Annotated in this window: 15 protein-coding genes and 2 pseudogenes; 8 read left to right on the top strand and 9 right to left on the bottom strand. The window is 69.6% G+C overall.

Annotated features, from left to right (window positions below; all coding sequences use genetic code 11):
• Nucleotides 1-109 precede the first annotated feature (109 nt).
• Entirely contained in the window at nucleotides 110-379 is a 270-nt protein-coding gene (locus LNW71_RS13095) for a DUF397 domain-containing protein (RefSeq protein ID WP_250968399.1), read from the bottom strand.
• The gene (locus LNW71_RS13090) at nucleotides 360-1,202 is read right to left on the bottom strand and encodes a helix-turn-helix transcriptional regulator (RefSeq protein WP_250968398.1); all 843 of its coding nucleotides are present in this window, start codon (nucleotides 1,200-1,202) and stop codon (nucleotides 360-362) included. Before LNW71_RS13090 ends, LNW71_RS13095 begins: the two co-directional genes overlap by 20 nt.
• Before the next feature lie 113 nt (nucleotides 1,203-1,315).
• Between LNW71_RS13090 and LNW71_RS13085 the strand changes: the two genes are divergently transcribed.
• Nucleotides 1,316-1,555: a hypothetical protein gene (locus LNW71_RS13085; RefSeq protein WP_285802108.1), complete on the top strand. Its 240-nt coding sequence runs from the start codon at nucleotides 1,316-1,318 to the stop codon at nucleotides 1,553-1,555.
• A gap of 79 nt (nucleotides 1,556-1,634) precedes the next feature.
• Here the strand turns inward: LNW71_RS13085 and LNW71_RS13080 are convergent, their stop codons facing one another.
• On the bottom strand, nucleotides 1,635-1,991 hold the full coding sequence (locus LNW71_RS13080; protein ID WP_250968397.1) for a hypothetical protein: 357 nt from the start codon (nucleotides 1,989-1,991) through the stop codon (nucleotides 1,635-1,637).
• 300 nt (nucleotides 1,992-2,291) lie between these two features.
• Here LNW71_RS13080 and LNW71_RS13075 point away from each other — a divergent pair, with 300 nt between their 5' ends.
• Together LNW71_RS13075 and LNW71_RS13070 are read left to right on the top strand one after the other, a co-directional pair.
• A complete protein-coding gene (locus LNW71_RS13075) occupies nucleotides 2,292-2,537 on the top strand; it encodes a hypothetical protein (protein WP_250968396.1) in 246 nt (81 codons plus the stop codon).
• 138 nt (nucleotides 2,538-2,675) lie between these two features.
• Nucleotides 2,676-3,560, top strand: coding sequence for a DMT family transporter (locus LNW71_RS13070; protein ID WP_250968395.1), 885 nt, complete (start codon nucleotides 2,676-2,678; stop codon nucleotides 3,558-3,560).
• A 58-nt stretch (nucleotides 3,561-3,618) separates the two neighbouring features.
• Here the strand turns inward: LNW71_RS13070 and LNW71_RS13065 are convergent, their stop codons facing one another.
• Nucleotides 3,619-4,125 (bottom strand): calmodulin-binding protein, encoded by a 507-nt coding sequence (locus tag LNW71_RS13065; protein ID WP_250968394.1) that lies wholly within the window; start codon nucleotides 4,123-4,125, stop codon nucleotides 3,619-3,621.
• A gap of 188 nt (nucleotides 4,126-4,313) precedes the next feature.
• Here LNW71_RS13065 and LNW71_RS13060 point away from each other — a divergent pair, with 188 nt between their 5' ends.
• Nucleotides 4,314-4,919 (top strand): Uma2 family endonuclease, encoded by a 606-nt coding sequence (locus tag LNW71_RS13060; protein ID WP_250968393.1) that lies wholly within the window; start codon nucleotides 4,314-4,316, stop codon nucleotides 4,917-4,919.
• A 78-nt stretch (nucleotides 4,920-4,997) separates the two neighbouring features.
• Here the strand turns inward: LNW71_RS13060 and LNW71_RS13055 are convergent, their stop codons facing one another.
• The 3 genes and pseudogenes from LNW71_RS13055 to LNW71_RS13045 form a co-directional block, all read right to left on the bottom strand.
• The gene (locus LNW71_RS13055; RefSeq protein ID WP_250968392.1) at nucleotides 4,998-6,533 is read right to left on the bottom strand and encodes a PTS transporter subunit EIIC; all 1,536 of its coding nucleotides are present in this window, start codon (nucleotides 6,531-6,533) and stop codon (nucleotides 4,998-5,000) included.
• Nucleotides 6,534-6,588: 55 nt separating this feature from the next.
• Nucleotides 6,589-7,539: pseudogene (gene murQ, locus LNW71_RS13050) on the bottom strand (N-acetylmuramic acid 6-phosphate etherase); the annotation flags it as partial.
• A 62-nt stretch (nucleotides 7,540-7,601) separates the two neighbouring features.
• Nucleotides 7,602-8,519: a MurR/RpiR family transcriptional regulator gene (locus LNW71_RS13045; protein WP_073732940.1), complete on the bottom strand. Its 918-nt coding sequence runs from the start codon at nucleotides 8,517-8,519 to the stop codon at nucleotides 7,602-7,604.
• 127 nt (nucleotides 8,520-8,646) lie between these two features.
• Between LNW71_RS13045 and LNW71_RS13040 the strand changes: the two genes are divergently transcribed.
• Entirely contained in the window at nucleotides 8,647-9,015 is a 369-nt protein-coding gene (locus LNW71_RS13040) for a hypothetical protein (RefSeq protein ID WP_250968391.1), read from the top strand.
• Entirely contained in the window at nucleotides 9,012-9,284 is a 273-nt protein-coding gene (locus LNW71_RS13035; RefSeq protein ID WP_250968390.1) for a DUF4031 domain-containing protein, read from the top strand. Before LNW71_RS13040 ends, LNW71_RS13035 begins: the two co-directional genes overlap by 4 nt.
• A gap of 73 nt (nucleotides 9,285-9,357) precedes the next feature.
• On the opposite strand, the gene LNW71_RS13030 is transcribed toward LNW71_RS13035, so the two are convergent.
• Nucleotides 9,358-10,590 (bottom strand): Cmx/CmrA family chloramphenicol efflux MFS transporter, encoded by a 1,233-nt coding sequence (locus LNW71_RS13030; protein ID WP_250968389.1) that lies wholly within the window; start codon nucleotides 10,588-10,590, stop codon nucleotides 9,358-9,360.
• Nucleotides 10,591-10,816: 226 nt separating this feature from the next.
• Between LNW71_RS13030 and LNW71_RS13025 the strand changes: the two genes are divergently transcribed.
• Nucleotides 10,817-12,796: a recombinase family protein gene (locus LNW71_RS13025; RefSeq protein WP_308294479.1), complete on the top strand. Its 1,980-nt coding sequence runs from the start codon at nucleotides 10,817-10,819 to the stop codon at nucleotides 12,794-12,796.
• 16 nt (nucleotides 12,797-12,812) lie between these two features.
• Here the strand turns inward: LNW71_RS13025 and LNW71_RS13020 are convergent, their stop codons facing one another.
• The gene (locus LNW71_RS13020; protein WP_250968388.1) at nucleotides 12,813-13,487 is read right to left on the bottom strand and encodes a hypothetical protein; all 675 of its coding nucleotides are present in this window, start codon (nucleotides 13,485-13,487) and stop codon (nucleotides 12,813-12,815) included.
• 153 nt (nucleotides 13,488-13,640) lie between these two features.
• On the opposite strand from LNW71_RS13020, the pseudogene LNW71_RS13015 reads away from it, so the two are divergent.
• A pseudogene (locus LNW71_RS13015) lies at nucleotides 13,641-14,290 on the top strand (maleylpyruvate isomerase family mycothiol-dependent enzyme).
• Nucleotides 14,291-14,384 lie beyond the last annotated feature (94 nt).

Genomic DNA, 14,384 nt, shown 5'->3' with positions numbered 1-14,384 from the left:
CGACGCTCGCTGCCGAGGGCGCATCCGAGTGGACGTTCACCCGGGTCGGCCAGGCGGTGGCCGGATACGGTCCGGGCCCGGGGCTCAAGCCCCGGGCCCGGCAGGCGCCTCAGGCGCTGCGCTTGAGGTCGGCGACGAACGACTGCCAGGCAGCCGCGCGGAACATCAGCGCGGGTCCGTCGCTCACCTTGGAGTCGCGGACGGGGACGACCTCGGGGACACCGTCCAGGACTTCGAGGCAGTCGCCGCCGCTCGCCCCGCTGTAGGTGGACTTGCGCCAGGACCCGACCTCCAGGCAGTTGCCGCCGTCGCCCCCGCTGTAGGAGGACTTGTGCCAGATCGCCGTGGACAGGTCGTAGTCAGAACCGCTGAACTTCATGGACGTAATCCTCCGCCACTGACTCGATCAAGGCCAGGGACGCTGCCGGTGAGATCGCGCTGGCCACCACCAGATCGTAAGTCAGTTCGTACTGACGGACCGAAGCCGGATCGTCCTGCAACTGCCCAGTTCCCAGGCCTTGTAGGTAGGCAAGAGGTGGAGCATCCGGGAAGGCCATCAGCTTGAGCGAGCCTTCGAGTGCCATGTGAGCACCCTCCGAGAAGAGCAGCACCTGCACGATGACTCGGTGCTGCGTCATCAGCCCGGCGATATGCCGAAGCGCAGCCGCCATCACCTCCGGTCCGCCCACTCTCCGACGTAACACAGCCTCGTCGAGCACCACCCACAACTGGGGCACTGTTGGATCGGCGAGGAGCTGGCCGCGTTCCAGCCGGGTCGTCACCAGCTCGTCGATCGTGCTCTCAGTGGCGGTCGGCAGGCCCTCCCGGAACACCGCCCGCGCATACGCCTCCGTCTGCAACAGGCCCGGGATGAGCTGGGGCGCGTACTCCCGGATGGCCTCGGCTCGGGCCTCCGCCTCGGCGGCCTCCGCGAAGTGCTCCGGGTACTTCGACTTCTTCAACGCCGCACAGTTCCGTACGAAGAAGCCGCCCGCGCCCAGGAGTTCGTCGAACTTCTCCGCCTGGTCCATCTGCATCCGCCGCACCCCGGACTCCAGCTGTCCGATGAACGAGCCGCTGACGAAGAGCGGGGCGCCGAGGTCGGTCTGGGAGAGGCCGGCCTGCTCTCTTCGGTGGCGGAGCTCGGCGCCCAGGAGGGCGCGTGGCGAGGAGGAGGGGTCGAGCTTTCTGGGACCCGGCATGACAACTCCCTGTGGCACACGTGCGGTTGTTGGAACTGCACCTCTTCCAGGCTAACGAGTCGGTCGCCACGCTGGGTATGCATTGCCTCTACTCAGCGTGGAAGGAACGGATCATGACGACTACGGAGCGGCGCAGGGCGGCAGCGGGCAGGGTGCGGGAGGCCGAGGACCTGGTGGCGCGGTTGCGGGAAGGGTTTGCGGGGATGGGCATCGTGCTGCCCTCGCTGCGGATCGACCCGCTCTCGTGCGCGGGTGACGAGCCGGCCGCGCTCGTCGAGCTGGGGCGCTGCAACCTCGACACCGCGCTGCGGCTGAGTCAGGCGTTGGAGGCGAAGGGCGACGGGCGCGCCTGATCCTCGACCGTCTCCACGCCGAGTGCCGTCGGGTCAGCAGCCTCGCTGCGGCCCGACGGCACTCGGCGTTCGTGCGGGGTCAGAAGGTGATGACGGTGGCGCCTTCCAGGGTGAAGCGCAGGAACTCGTCCCGGGCCACCCGCAGGCGCAGTCCGCGCGCGGCGAGCTCGGCCTCGGTGCCGTCCGCCCGTGCCGCGTTGACGCAGGCGCCCACGGTCACGCCGTCCGCGATCAGCGCGTCGATCTGCCGGTTGAAGGTCGCGCTCGCCTCGGAGGGGGTCGCGTCACCGAGGCGGCGCTGGGCCGGGCCGAAGCAGAGGACCTCGACGTTGGTGTCGTGCCCGGCGGCGATCTCCTGGATTCGCTGAGCCACCCGGGTCCCCGTGGTGACGGAGGCGTCGTCGTCGTGGAACACGTGGATGACCGTCTTCGGCATGTGCTGCACCTTCCGTCCGTGGCCTGTACGGGTGAGGGTGTGAAGGTATCAACCGTCTTGATTAGTGGGACGTTCTGTCTCGTTATTCGATACGCGGGTGGAGGGCGTCAAGTAGTGGGGTGCCGGGGCCGGCCGCGCGGCGATCCGCTGTTGGGCATCTGCGGTTGTTGGACCTGCATCTCTTCCCGGCTGCCGGAAGAATAGCCACGCTGAGTATGCATTTCGGTTACTCAGCGTGGAAGGAATGGATCATGGCGATGAAGGAGCGGCACAGAGCGCGGTGCGGGAAGGTGGCCGGTCATGGCGGGTGAGGGCGGCAGTGAGCCGGAGGCCTCCGTGCCGGAGCGGGGGACGTTCGCCGTCGACGGGCGGGACGGCCGGGTGGGCCGGGTGATGGGGTGGGTCGGGCCGTACGTCCAACTGCGGCCGCCCGGAGGGGGCTCGGAGTGGGACTGCCCGCCGGAATCCGTGCACCCGGCGCCGCCGGGGCTCGTGCTGCGGGCGCGGGTGACGGAGATCAACAGGGAGGGCCAGCTGCCGCGGTGAGGGTGCGTCCGGGGTCTCGGGTGCTTGATCCGTATCCGGGCCACGCGAGGGGCGGCTCGGCGTGGCCGGATAGGTTCGGACGGGCCGGAGGGGCTGTCCCTGTCTCCTCCCTGTCTCCTCCCTGCGGAAAGGCCCCCGATGCCGGTCGTTCTCGTAGCTCTGCTCTCCGGCACCTGGCTGCTCTCCGGGGCCCTGGTCGCCGGGACCGAGCCGCTGACCGTGGCGGTGGGGCGTACCGCGGTCTGCTGCGCGGTACTGACCGCGATGGCCGCGTCCACCATGAGCGGGCGGGCCGACCTGCGGCGGGCCGTGGCCCGGCCGGGAACCGTCTGGCTGCTGGGGCTGCTCGGCTTCGCCGGGTACGCGGCCGGCACGCTCCTGGCCATCCCGCGTATCGGCACCTCGCTGACCAACCTCGTCGTCGCCCTGATGCCGTGCGCCTCGGTGGCGGTCGGCGCGTTGTTCTTCGGCGTACGGTCCGGTCCCCGCAAGGCGGCGGGCGCGGTCCTGGCCTGTGCGGCGGCCGCCGGATACGCGGCGCTGGGCGCCGATGCCGGGGACCTGGACGTGGTCGGGCTGCTGCTGGTGGGGGCCGCGACGGTGGCCTTCGCGGTGTACGGGTTCCTGTACCGGGAACGGCTGTCCGGGCTGCCGCCCCTCGCCGTGCTGCCGGTGCTGCTGGCGGCTGCCACCTGTCTGCTGTTGCCGATGTCCCTGCCCGCGCTGATCACGCATCCGCCCACCCCGGCCGCGACGGGCGGCATCGTGCTGCTCGGCGCCGCGGTCTACGCGCCCGCCTACCTCGTGCAGCACCGGCTCATTTTGCTGCGGGGCCCGGTGTTCACCGCCGCCGTCCAGCTGGCCGTGCCCTTCACGGTCCGCCTCGGCGACTGGGTCCTGGGTACGGCCTCCGCCCCGTCGACCGCCGAACTCGCGCTCCTGGCGGTGTGCTGCGCGGGGATCGCCCTCGTCACCGTCCAGCCACGCAGCCCGGCCGCCGAACCGGCCCGCGCCGACCGGTGAACAGATGAGGGCGGCACCCCTCTGCCGAGGGTGCCGCCCTTCCGCTGCGTAACCGGCCCTACGGGGCCGCGACTTCCCGAACGAGCCGTGAGGTCCAGGGGCAGAAGTACCGCCCGGGGAGGAAGGGGCCGCCGGCCTCGTCGAGGTGGTCCTCGACGTACGGAATGGTGGCGTCGCAGACCTCGATGGCGTTGTTGAAGAACTGGACCGAATCCGGGTCGAAGTGGAAGCTCCAGCGCGGGTTGTACGCGGCAGGGGACTTGATGATCCGGCCGACGAGGTGCGGTTCGTCCTCCGTGGCGCCGCTCACCAGCTCCCGGGCGTGGTTGATCTCGCGGTCGTTGACCAGCTTCACGATGAACGTGCTGCGCGTGATGTCGGTCATCTCGAAGTACGCGGGCGTGGCGGCGGCGTCAGCACGCTGAGCACCCCCGCCGATCTGGTTGGCCTGGGCGGGCTGGGCCACGGTGAACGCGAGCGTCGCCACGGCGGCGAGGCTCGCGGCCTTGGTGAAGAGGTGTCGCATGAATATCTCCAGGGGTGCGGGGCGACGCATGATGATCATGGTCGCTCGTCACGCAAGGTAATCTATTGATTACGCAAAGTCGTCGTGACTCGCTTTGGGCGAGGCGTCCCGGAGCGCGAGGGTCGGTGCGCTCGTCACACGATCGTGGGACGCTGAGAGGAGCGGCCCCGCGCCGTGGAAACGTCGATTTACGCTCCCTCGACAGGCTTCAGGAGAAGGGACCCGCGATGACCGCAGCGATGGTCGAGAACCAGCAGGGCTCCGAAGGCCGCCCGTGGGACTACCTGCTGCGCACCTGGCAGGAACTGGACGTGCCCGAGGGGTGGCGCGCCGAGATCGACGAAGGGCAGATCGTCTTGGTACCGCCGCCGCATGCGCATCACAACGGCATCGCCGCCAAGGTGCAGCGCAGGCTCTACGCAAATCTGCCCGAGGACCTGGAGATCTACCAGACCCTGGGTGTGCACGTCGCGCCACTCGACAAGCTGTATGTTCCCGATCTCGTGGTGATGCCCGCCGAGTTGATCGATGCCGCCGACCCCGAGACCAGCGATCCCATGGACGCGTCGGAAGCCGTCCTCATCGTCGAGATCACGTCGAAGGGGAACGCCCGGGAGGACCGGACGAAGAAGTACCGCGCCTATGCGCGCGCGGGCGTGCCCATGTACCTGCTGATCGACCGGTTCGACACGCGAGGGGCGATGTCCACGCTGTTCACGGAGCCGAACGAGGACGGTACGTACAAGTGCTCCGCTCCGGTGCCGTTCGGCAAGCCGCTCGTCCTCCCGGCACCCTTCGACGTCACGCTCGCCACGGACGCCTTTCCGGGCTGACACGGACAGCGAAGCGGCGGCACCCCGTGGGGCGCCGCCGCTTCCGTGCGTCCGGTCCGGTCTGTCCGGTCCGGTCCGTCAGACCCCCGCGGGTTCCTTGGCGGTGGCGTCAGGGCCGGTGATGCCGGTGGCGGGCGTCGCGGCCGGGGCCGTGGCCGCGACCGGCGAGGCGGCCGGTTCCTGGGAGACGTTGAACTCCGTCAGCAGGTCCTTGCTGAAGCCGAAGAAGTACGTCGCGACGAAGCCGGCCAGGTAGCCGACCAGCAGGCCGCCCGCGTAGATCGCAATCGTCGAACCCAGGCCGTGGTTGCCGTCCAGGAGCGGGAACAGGGCCCAGCCGGACGGGCCGATCGCGGTGGAGCCGACCGCGTCGCCGAGCTGGTTGAAGAAGCCGACGAACGCACCGCCGAACGCACCGCCCACGCAGGCCGTGATGAACGGGCGGCCAAGCGGGAGCGAGACACCGTAGATCAGCGGCTCGCCGACGCCCAGGAAGCCCGCGGGCAGGGCCGACTTGATGGTCTTGCGGATCGACTCGTTGCGCGGCAGGCGGAAGTAGACCGCGATGGCCGCACCGACCTGGCCGGCACCGGCCATGGCGAGGATCGGCAGCAGGACCGTGTAGCCCTGCTGCTCGATCAGGGTGGTGTGGATCGGGATCAGCGCCTGGTGCAGACCCAGCATCACCAGCGGCAGGAAGAAGCCGCCGAGGACCAGACCCGCGCCGGCACCGCCGTTGGAGAGCAGCCAGTCGGCGAACGTACCGATGGCGGTGGAGACCTCACCGGCCACGTACATCAGGCCGAAGATGGTCACCAGGCCGGAGATCAGGACCGTCAGGGTCGGGGTGACCAGGACGTCCAGCGCCTCCGGGACCCAGCGGCGGCACCACTTCTCCACGTATACCGCGAGCACCGCCGCGCCCAGCGCGCCGAGGACGCCGCCCTGGCCGGGGGAGAGCTTCTGGCCGAACGCCTCGATGTTCGCGACGCCCGGGAAGACGATGATGGCCGCGACCGCACCGCCGAGGATCGGCGTGCCGCCGAACTCCTTCGCCGTGTTGTAGCCGACGAAGACCGCGATGAGCGCCATGAAACCGGACGCCATCGCGGCCAGGGCCGGGGTGACCGACGTCAGCCAGCCGAGGTTGACCAGCAGGCCGTTCAGACCCGCGATGATGCCGCAGCCGATCAGGGCCGGGATCAGCGGGACGAAGATGTTGGCGATCCTGCGCAGGAACAGCTTGAACGGGGTGGCGTTCTTCGCCTTCCGCGCGGCCTTCATCTCGGCACCCTGGGCGGCCAGTTCCTCCGCGGTGAGCGGGGCGGCGGCCGCGGCGGGGGCCGCGGCCCGGCCCTCCTCGACGAGCTTCTCGAACTCCGGGGTGACGCGGGCGACCGTGCCGGGGCCGAGAACGATCTGGTACGTGTCGTCCTCGACCACCCCCATCACGGCGGGCACTGCCTTCAGTGCCTCGTCCTGGACGAGGGAACGGTCCCGCAGACCCAGCCGGAGCCGGGTCATGCAGTGGACGACGGAGCTGACGTTCGCGGCGCCACCGACGAGCGGAAGGATCGCGGCGGCAGTGGCGCGGTTCTTGTCTTCTGTAGCCATGGTGCGTGGTGCCTTGCTGTGCGGGGAGGTGGAGCCGGGGGTCAGGTGGTGCGGGGACGGCGGCGAGCGCGGCGCGCAGGTGGCCGTCCGACGCGGACAGGAGCGAGGCGGCGGTGGGGCCGTCGACCTGGCCGAGGATGGTGAGGATGGCGTTCTTCACCTCGCCGTCCGTGGCGGCGAGTGCCGCCTCGATCTCCTGGTCGGAGGCGCCGGTGGCGAGCGAGACGATCCGCCGCGAACGGGCGCGGAGCTTCTCGTTGGAGGCGCGGACGTCGACCATGAGGTTTCCGTACGTCTTGCCGAGCCGGATCATCGTGATCGTCGAGAGCATGTTCAGGACGAGCTTCTGGGCCGTGCCCGCCTTGAGCCGGGTGGAGCCGGTGAGCAGCTCGGGGCCGACGACGACCTCGACGGGGTGCTCGGCCGCGGCGCCCAGCGCGGAGTCCGCGTTGCACGACAGGCCGATGGTCAGCGCACCCTTGGCGCGGGCGTGCTCGACGGCCCCGATCGCGTAGGGCGTGCGGCCGGAGGCGGAGATGCCGACCACCGTGTCCTCGGCGGTCAGTCCCAGCTCGTCGAGGTCGGTGGCGGCCAGCTCCTTGCTGTCCTCGGCACCCTCGACGGCCTTGACCATGGCGGACGGGCCGCCCGCGATCAGACCGATGACCTCGGCGGGGTCGGTGTTGAAGGTGGGCGGGCACTCGCTGGCGTCCAGCACGCCGAGCCGGCCCGCGGTGCCCGCGCCCGCGTAGATCAGCCGGCCGCCGCGCGCCATGCGCGCCGCGGTGGCGTCGATCGCGGCGGAGATCTCGGGCAGCCGGGCGGCCACGGCGGCGGGGACGGTCTGGTCCTCGCCGTTCATGATCCGGGCTATCTCCGCGGTGGCCAGCTGGTCGATCTCGGCGAGCTCGGGGCGGAACGCCTCGGTGGTGAGGGTCGCGAGCTGGGCGCGCAGCTCGCCGTATCCGTCGGGAGCGGCGGCGTCGGCGTCGGTGATGGAGGTCATGGAGAGCGGCTCTGCTTTCTTGAACTCGTACGGTTCTGCGGTTGCGGGGTCGGGTGGCCGGGTCAGCGGGTGCGGGGGTTGTGGCGGTGGGCCAGCGCCTCGTAGGAGGCGGCGAGGGCCGGGGCCGCCGTCTCGTACGTACGCTGGGCGACTCCTATGAACAGGCAGTCGACGACCAGGAGCTGGCTCGTGCGGCTCGACATGGCGGCCGGCCGCAGCTCGCTCTCGCGGGCCGTGGACGTCGTCAGCACGTGGTCGGCGTACTGCGTGACCGGGCCGTCGGGGCGTCCGGTGATCGCGATCGTCGTCGCGCCGCGGTCGAAGGCGACCCGCAGCGGCTCGATGACGTCGCCGGTCGAACCGGAGTGGGTGATCGCGATGGCCACGTCACCGGCGCGCAGCTGCACGGCGTTGGTCACCGCGAGGTGCGGGTCCATGTTGGCGTGCGCGATCAGGCCGATCCGGGCCAGCTTCTGCGCCAGGTCCTGACCGACGAGCGAGGAGGCGCCGACGCCGTAGATGTCGATCCGGCGGGCGGTGGCGGCGGCGGCCACCGCGGCACCGAGCTGGACGGTGTCGAGCCCGGCGGCCGTGTCGGCGAGGGTCTGCTGCTCGTCGTAGGCGAGCTTGGCGACCACGTCGGCGATCGGGTCGTCGACCGCTATGTCGGCGGTGACGGCCGGCGCCCGGCCGGACTGCTGGTGGGCGGCGAGACCGGCGAGCGCGAGGCGCAGGTCGCGGTAGCCGGGGTAGCCGAGGAGGCGGGCGGTGCGGACCACCGTCGCCTCGCTGGTGCCGGTGAGCTCGGCGAGACCGGTGACCGTCAGGGCGGCGCAGCCCGCGGGGTCACCCGCGACGGCCTCGGCGACCCGCTGCATGGAGCGGGTCATGGACGGCGCGAGCGTGCGCACCTTGGCCGCGAGGGCTGCCGGGGCGGGCGGCGAATCAGCGCTGAAACTTTCCTTCAGGTCATTGGTCACCTTTGAAAGATATTTTCAAGACCTGTGACCGTCAACCCCCCTTTGGTCCCGACCTCTGAAAGGACCCTCCCGGCGCCGGCGGCCGGAGTGCGGGATGGCGATTTGCGTGCAGGTGGACAATGGCTGCATGGAGCCGAACCGCCTGGAGCAGGCGCTGCACACCGCCCGCGCACTCGTCATGGCCGACCTCGCCGCCGGCGATGTCGCCGAGGCGCAGATCGTCTCGATGGTCGAGGACGCCGTGACGCACCGCCGCTGGTGGGTCGAGCAGTGGCCGGAAGGCGCGGAGTTCGTGGTCGGCCTCGTCGCCCAGGACGTGCAGGACGCGCTGCTGGAGCAGTACGGCCGCTGGCCGCTGTGCCCCGTCTGCGACGCCGGTGACCCGCACGCCCTCGACGTCGAGCCGGAGCTCGGCCCGGACCCGCACTGGGTCTGCACCAAGGCCACGGTGGCGGTCGCCCCCGTCGGTGCGCTGAGCGGAATACGACGGCCGTGACCCTCTACATCGACCCACCGGACTGGCCGGGCCACGGGCGGCTCTGGTCGCACCTGGTCAGCGACGAGTCGTTCGAGGAGCTGCACGCCTTCGCGGCGTCCATCGGCTGTCCGGAGCGCGCGTTCGAGCGGGACCACTACGACGTACCGGAGACACGGTACGAGGACGCGGTCCGGGCCGGCGCCCGCCGGATCGGCTCCAAGGAACTGGTCCGCCGGATCACCGACGCGGGCCTGCGCCGCCCGAAGGGCCGCCCGGCGCCGGGCTAGGGCCTCTCGTTCGGATCATGCCGGGCTCGCGTGCCCTGGCGCCGGCGCGTCGCCCGCCCCGGGAGGCGGGCGATCAGACTGCCGTCGAGGGCGCGGACTCCCTGGCCGCCCCCTGCGACGCGGTGGCCGGTGAGCCCGCCACCAGCCGGGACGAGGAGTTGCGGCTGCGCTGCAGCCGCAACGAGAACACCACCGCCACCAGCGCCAGCACGGTCATCGCCGCTCCCGCCCACGCGGTCGCCGCGAAACCGAAGTCCGCGTCGATCACCGTGCCGCCCAGCCAGGGGCCACCGGTGTTGCCCAGGTTGAACGCGGCGGTCGTCGTCGCACCGGCCAGGGTCGGGGCGGCGCCCGCGACGTTGAACATGCGGGCGTTGAGCGCCGGAGCCGTGTAGAACGCCGACAGGCCCAGCAGGAACGAGAGCACGATCACGGCGGCCTGGTTCGAGGCGAACAGCGCCAGCGCGGCCAGGAACACCGTCGACGCCGCGATACCGCTCAGCAGCACCCCGAAGAGGTGCGCGTCCGCGACCCGGCCGCCGATCGTCGTACCGACCAGCGCACCGATCCCGAACAGCGCGAGCACGGTCGGCACCCAGCCCGAATCCAGCCCCGCGACATCCGTCAGCAGCGGCGCCAGATAGCTGAACGCGCAGAACACCCCGCCCGCCGCGAGTGCGGTGATCACGATGGACAGCCACACCTGCCGGTCGCGGTAGATGCTCACCTCGCGCTTGAGCTGCGGCTTCTCGTCCGGGACCGGAATGCGGGGGATCATCGTCGCCACCCCGACCAGGGCGATGGCCGCGGCCGCGCCGACCGCCCAGAACGCCGACCGCCAGCCCAGGTTCTCGCCGAGGAACGCCCCCAGCGGCACACCCAGCACGTTGGCGATCGAGAGGCCGCCGATCATCACGGCCATCGCACGGGCCCGGGCGTTCACCGGCACCATCGCGATGGCGACCGCCGCCCCGACGGCCCAGAACCCGGCACACGCGAACGCGCTGATCACCCGGGACACGAAGAGCACCTCGTACGTCGGCGCGAGCGCGCCAGCGACCTGACCGAGGCCGAAGACCGAGATCAGCGCGATGAGCGTGGTGCGGCGCGGCAGCCGGAGCGTGGCGACGGCGAGCAGCGGGGCGCCGACCACCATGCCGATCGCGAACGCGGATATGAGGAGCCCCGCGCGCGGGATCGACACGTTCATGTCGTCGGCGATGGGCGGCAGCAGTCCGGACAACATGAACTCGCTGGTACCGAGTGCGAAGACAGCCACTCCCAGAACGACGACTGCGAGGGGCATGCGGGGGCGGTGAGGGGCAGAGTCGGGCATGACATTCACCAACAACGCAGCAGGTGACAGCATTCCCGAGGCCTGAAATGACACGTCCTCACACCCAAACGGTGCGTTGTGGTCAATATGTGCAAACTGCGACCGAACGTCCGGTGGAGAAAATAAATTTGGTACCAAGACGCCCCGGCGATGGCTGCAACCACCCCGGGGCCCGGCCGACCAATGTGGAGTCGACATGGCCAATGAAAGCACAGCCCTGCCCGCAATGGCGAGAGGGGCGACTGATGAAACAGGATTGCGTGCGGCAGTCTATCTTCGAGTGTCAACCAAGAGTCAGCTCAAAGGATTTGGTCTGTCCAGTCAACATCGAAAGGCGGTGGAGTATTTAACTGACAAGGGTTGGAGGTGTGTTGCCTCATATTCTGATGGTGGCGTGAGTGGTGCTCTGGATCTAGTATCCCGCCCCGAGGGGAAGCGGCTGATGGAAGCAGCGCGCAGAGGTGAATTCGATGTGGTGGTGGTGCGAGAGGCGCGAGCCATTGGCCGTACGGGAAGGGCCTTCTGGCGCTGGGTCTGGGCTCTCGAGGACCTAGGTGTTTTCGTTTCGATTGCTGATTCTGGTATTGATAACACGACTGCAGGTGGTCGATATCAGTTGGTGCGACGGGCGGAGTTCTCTCTGCGTGAGTGGGAGGCGATTCAGATGCGCTCGCAGGATGGGTTGCAGGAGAAGGCCCTGGTAGGTGGGTGGGTCGGTGGGCAGCCTCCTTACGGCTACAGGATCGCGGACAAAGGGCGGCGCGGGGTTTCGCGATTGGCTGTGGATCCGCGCGAATCTGCTGTCCTGCGACGAGCGTGGGAGCTGATCGTCGACGAGGGGATGAACGTTCGACAGGCAGCGCTCGTTCTGAATGCGGAAGGAAGATTCACGCGCTCCGGTTCACCTTGGCGTCAGCAGAATCTACGCGCACGCCTGGGGTCGGATGCGATTCTTGGTGCTCGAAGTGTCTTCCGGCATCCGTCTCGCTCCACGGCAGGAGAGTCCCACACGAGATTGAAGCCTGATGGCACTCCGCTACACGGTGAAACAGTAACCATTGCGCTTCCCCGGATCTTTGCGGAAGACGAGTTGATGCAACTTAGGGCTGGTCTGAAGCGTGGAGCTGCGAGTCGAGTTGAGGCAGTCAGGGCGTATCCTCTTTCGGGTCGGATATTCAACTCCTGTGGCGCGCATTATGTGGGTCAATGGAGAGTGGCGGACAAGACGCGGATGTATAGATGTAGCGGGAAGGATGAAGAGTACGCGGGTGCACCCACGTGCTCATGCCCGCTGATTGACGCTGATGCGTTAGAAGAGCGCGTTTGGTGTGAGTTGGCTGTATGGCATCGAGACCAGAAAGGGGAAGTGCGGGTTGCGCAGGAGGGTGGTGATTATCAGCGAGTGGATCAGTCCCACCGCGTTGCTGCTCTCGGCAAGCAGATTGATGGGCAGATGGCAGTGATCAATGCAGTGGTTTCCTCGGTTGGGTCTCAGGAGGCTGCCGATCAGACGGTCAACGCGCTCGTGGAAGAGGTTGCACAGCTACGAGCCCTGCAGGCGGAAGCCAGGGCATGGCAAGAAGAGGGGGAGGCCGAACATCGCCAGGCGGAGGAACTCCGCAAGTGGGCCATGGCGCCGATTGGGCGGCTCCGGGACCTGGGGCTGGAGCGGCAGTTGAAACTGCTCGCCCTGTGGGATGTACGAGTACAAATCATTGGCACGCGTTCGCGTTCCATCGCTGGGCGCCCGTGTTCGTTGAATAAATGGTTCACCGAGCACGGCGTTCTGGTCCCTCGATCTCTGACAGATGCAGCGTGGGCCAAGATCGAGCCGCTAATGCCTGGAAGTGCAAGAGTTCAGCCATACCGTCAATTGGTTGACGCCATCCTCTACAAGGCCCGTACGGGGGTGCGCTGGTGTGACCTCCCCGAGCGGTTCGGCAATCACTCCACAATCCACACGCGCTGCAGTCGGTGGGTGGCGTCAGGCCTTTGGAGCTTGATCATGGGGAAGCTCGACAGCTCGGACGGACAGCAGCTTCCGGAGCCTGAGGTGTTGCCCCCGCTCCGCGTGGAGATCGGGGCGGCCCTCTTCTCGGAACAGTCAGGGCTACGGCGTCCGGTGGAGCAAGAAACCGTCGATTCTAAACCGGTTCCCACCGATCGCCGCCGATAGTTGCCCCACGGGCGCGCTACGACGCGGCGAGCAGCTCCAGCTCCGTCAGCAGGTTGTGCCGCGCCTTCGGCTCCCACTCGGCGTTCCCGTGCGGTGTGCGGAACAGCCGAGGCAGCTCCAGGAGCTGTCGCAGCACGGCCGCGCGCCCCTCCCGGAACGCGTCGTCCGGCACGAAGCCGTACTCCTCGCGCACCTGCGCCGCGTACTGCGCGTACCCCTTCGGTGACGCCGCCAGGATCGCGAGGTCCGCGTCACACAGCACCTCGCCGTTGGTGTCGCCGTCGGCCGGGTCGTGCGAGACCGTGAGCCGGACCAGCCGGGCGACCTCCGCGGTGATCGGGGCCGGCACCCCGGCCTCGGGCAGGGCGCGCTCGGCGAGGGCGGCGCTGCGCTCCTCGTTCTCGGTGCGGTCGGGCCGGTACACCGCGTCGTGGAACCAGGCGGCGAGGCGTACGGCGTCCGCGTCCGCGGCGTGGCCCGCGAGGGTGTCGACGCGGTCCAGGACCGCCGTCAGGTGGGCGGTGGTGTGGTACCTGCGCTGGGGTTCGGCCCAGCGTGCCAGGAGGTTGTCGGCGTACGGCAGCGGGTCGGGGTCCTGGCCGCCGCTCCGCGCGGCGGCCAGGGAGTCGCGCCAGCGGACGCGGAGAGCGGCGTCGTCGGTGCTGCGGTTGCCCTGAGCGGTGTCGTCCATGGAGTCGAGGTTAGAGCGTGTGCCGCCCGGGGCGCAGAGGTGGAGGTGCGGGCGGTGACCGGGCCGGCCGGCTCCGCCGATGCCGTCGGGCGGCCCGCCCGCGACTCGGCGGAACGACAAGTCCGGCCGGGCGCTCGGTGGTTGGCTGTAGTTATGGCTGACGAACGTGATCCCGAGCTCCCCGGTCTCCTGCTGCGCACCGAGCGCGACGCCCTTCTCCCGCTGCTGCGGTCCGCCTCCGAGCGCGATTTCGCCCTGCGCACCGCGTGCCCGGGCTGGACGGTGCGGGATCTGCTCGCGCACTGCGGTTCCGCACTGAACCGGGTGGTGGAGAGCCGGTTCGGGCCGGACGTGTTCAGCCCCGAGTGCAACGACCGTGACATCGCCGAACGCGCCGACTGGACGGACACGCAGGTCGTGGACGAGCTGGAACGGGGCATGACCGAGGCCGGTCCCGTGATCGCCGGGGCGAGCCGGGCGCTGGACGGGGTGGCGCTGGGGGAGTGGGTGCACGCAGGGGACGTACGCGAGGCATGGGGCCTGGAAGGGGCGTACCGGGGCGCCGGGCTGCCGCACGCGCTCAGGCTCCTCGCCCCCATGTCCCGCCGCAGGACACCGCTGCTGGTCGCGCGGCTGGACGACAGCGGCGACGAGCTGGTCCTGGGGGCGAGCAGGAGGGCCGGGCCCCCGGCCGGTACCGGGGGGACGGGGCGACGCTGATCAGGCTGTACGCCGGCCGGCCGCTGGTCGGGACGCGGTACGAGCTGGAGGGCGTGAAGGAGACTGAGCTGTGCGTCTTTTGACGGACAGTCGGCGCTCGTGAGGCACTAACGTGCGCTTCGTGACGAATCTGATGAGTCCCTCGGACCGGGGGGACGAGCCGGCCGCGCCGGGTCC

It is taken from the genome of Streptomyces sp. RKAG290, from assembly GCF_023701695.1.
Lineage (GTDB): Bacteria > Actinomycetota > Actinomycetes > Streptomycetales > Streptomycetaceae > Streptomyces.
Note: the sequence above shows the minus strand (reverse complement) of the source record. Positions and strands in the feature narration are given on the sequence as shown.

What these genes read in the sequence shown, in the direction of transcription:
- LNW71_RS13095 (WP_250968399.1), bottom strand. Translation starts at nt 379, where the DNA reads ATGAAGTTCAGCGGTTCTGACTACGACCTGTCCACGGCGATCTGGCAC.
- LNW71_RS13090 (WP_250968398.1), bottom strand. Translation starts at nt 1,202, where the DNA reads ATGCCGGGTCCCAGAAAGCTCGACCCCTCCTCCTCGCCACGCGCCCTC.
- LNW71_RS13085 (WP_285802108.1), top strand. Translation starts at nt 1,316, where the DNA reads ATGACGACTACGGAGCGGCGCAGGGCGGCAGCGGGCAGGGTGCGGGAG.
- LNW71_RS13080 (WP_250968397.1), bottom strand. Translation starts at nt 1,991, where the DNA reads ATGCCGAAGACGGTCATCCACGTGTTCCACGACGACGACGCCTCCGTC.
- LNW71_RS13075 (WP_250968396.1), top strand. Translation starts at nt 2,292, where the DNA reads ATGGCGGGTGAGGGCGGCAGTGAGCCGGAGGCCTCCGTGCCGGAGCGG.
- LNW71_RS13070 (WP_250968395.1), top strand. Translation starts at nt 2,676, where the DNA reads ATGCCGGTCGTTCTCGTAGCTCTGCTCTCCGGCACCTGGCTGCTCTCC.
- LNW71_RS13065 (WP_250968394.1), bottom strand. Translation starts at nt 4,125, where the DNA reads ATGATCATCATGCGTCGCCCCGCACCCCTGGAGATATTCATGCGACAC.
- LNW71_RS13060 (WP_250968393.1), top strand. Translation starts at nt 4,314, where the DNA reads ATGACCGCAGCGATGGTCGAGAACCAGCAGGGCTCCGAAGGCCGCCCG.
- LNW71_RS13055 (WP_250968392.1), bottom strand. Translation starts at nt 6,533, where the DNA reads ATGGCTACAGAAGACAAGAACCGCGCCACTGCCGCCGCGATCCTTCCG.
- LNW71_RS13040 (WP_250968391.1), top strand. Translation starts at nt 8,647, where the DNA reads ATGGAGCCGAACCGCCTGGAGCAGGCGCTGCACACCGCCCGCGCACTC.
- LNW71_RS13030 (WP_250968389.1), bottom strand. Translation starts at nt 10,590, where the DNA reads ATGCCCCTCGCAGTCGTCGTTCTGGGAGTGGCTGTCTTCGCACTCGGT.
- LNW71_RS13025 (WP_308294479.1), top strand. Translation starts at nt 10,817, where the DNA reads ATGGCCAATGAAAGCACAGCCCTGCCCGCAATGGCGAGAGGGGCGACT.
- LNW71_RS13020 (WP_250968388.1), bottom strand. Translation starts at nt 13,487, where the DNA reads ATGGACGACACCGCTCAGGGCAACCGCAGCACCGACGACGCCGCTCTC.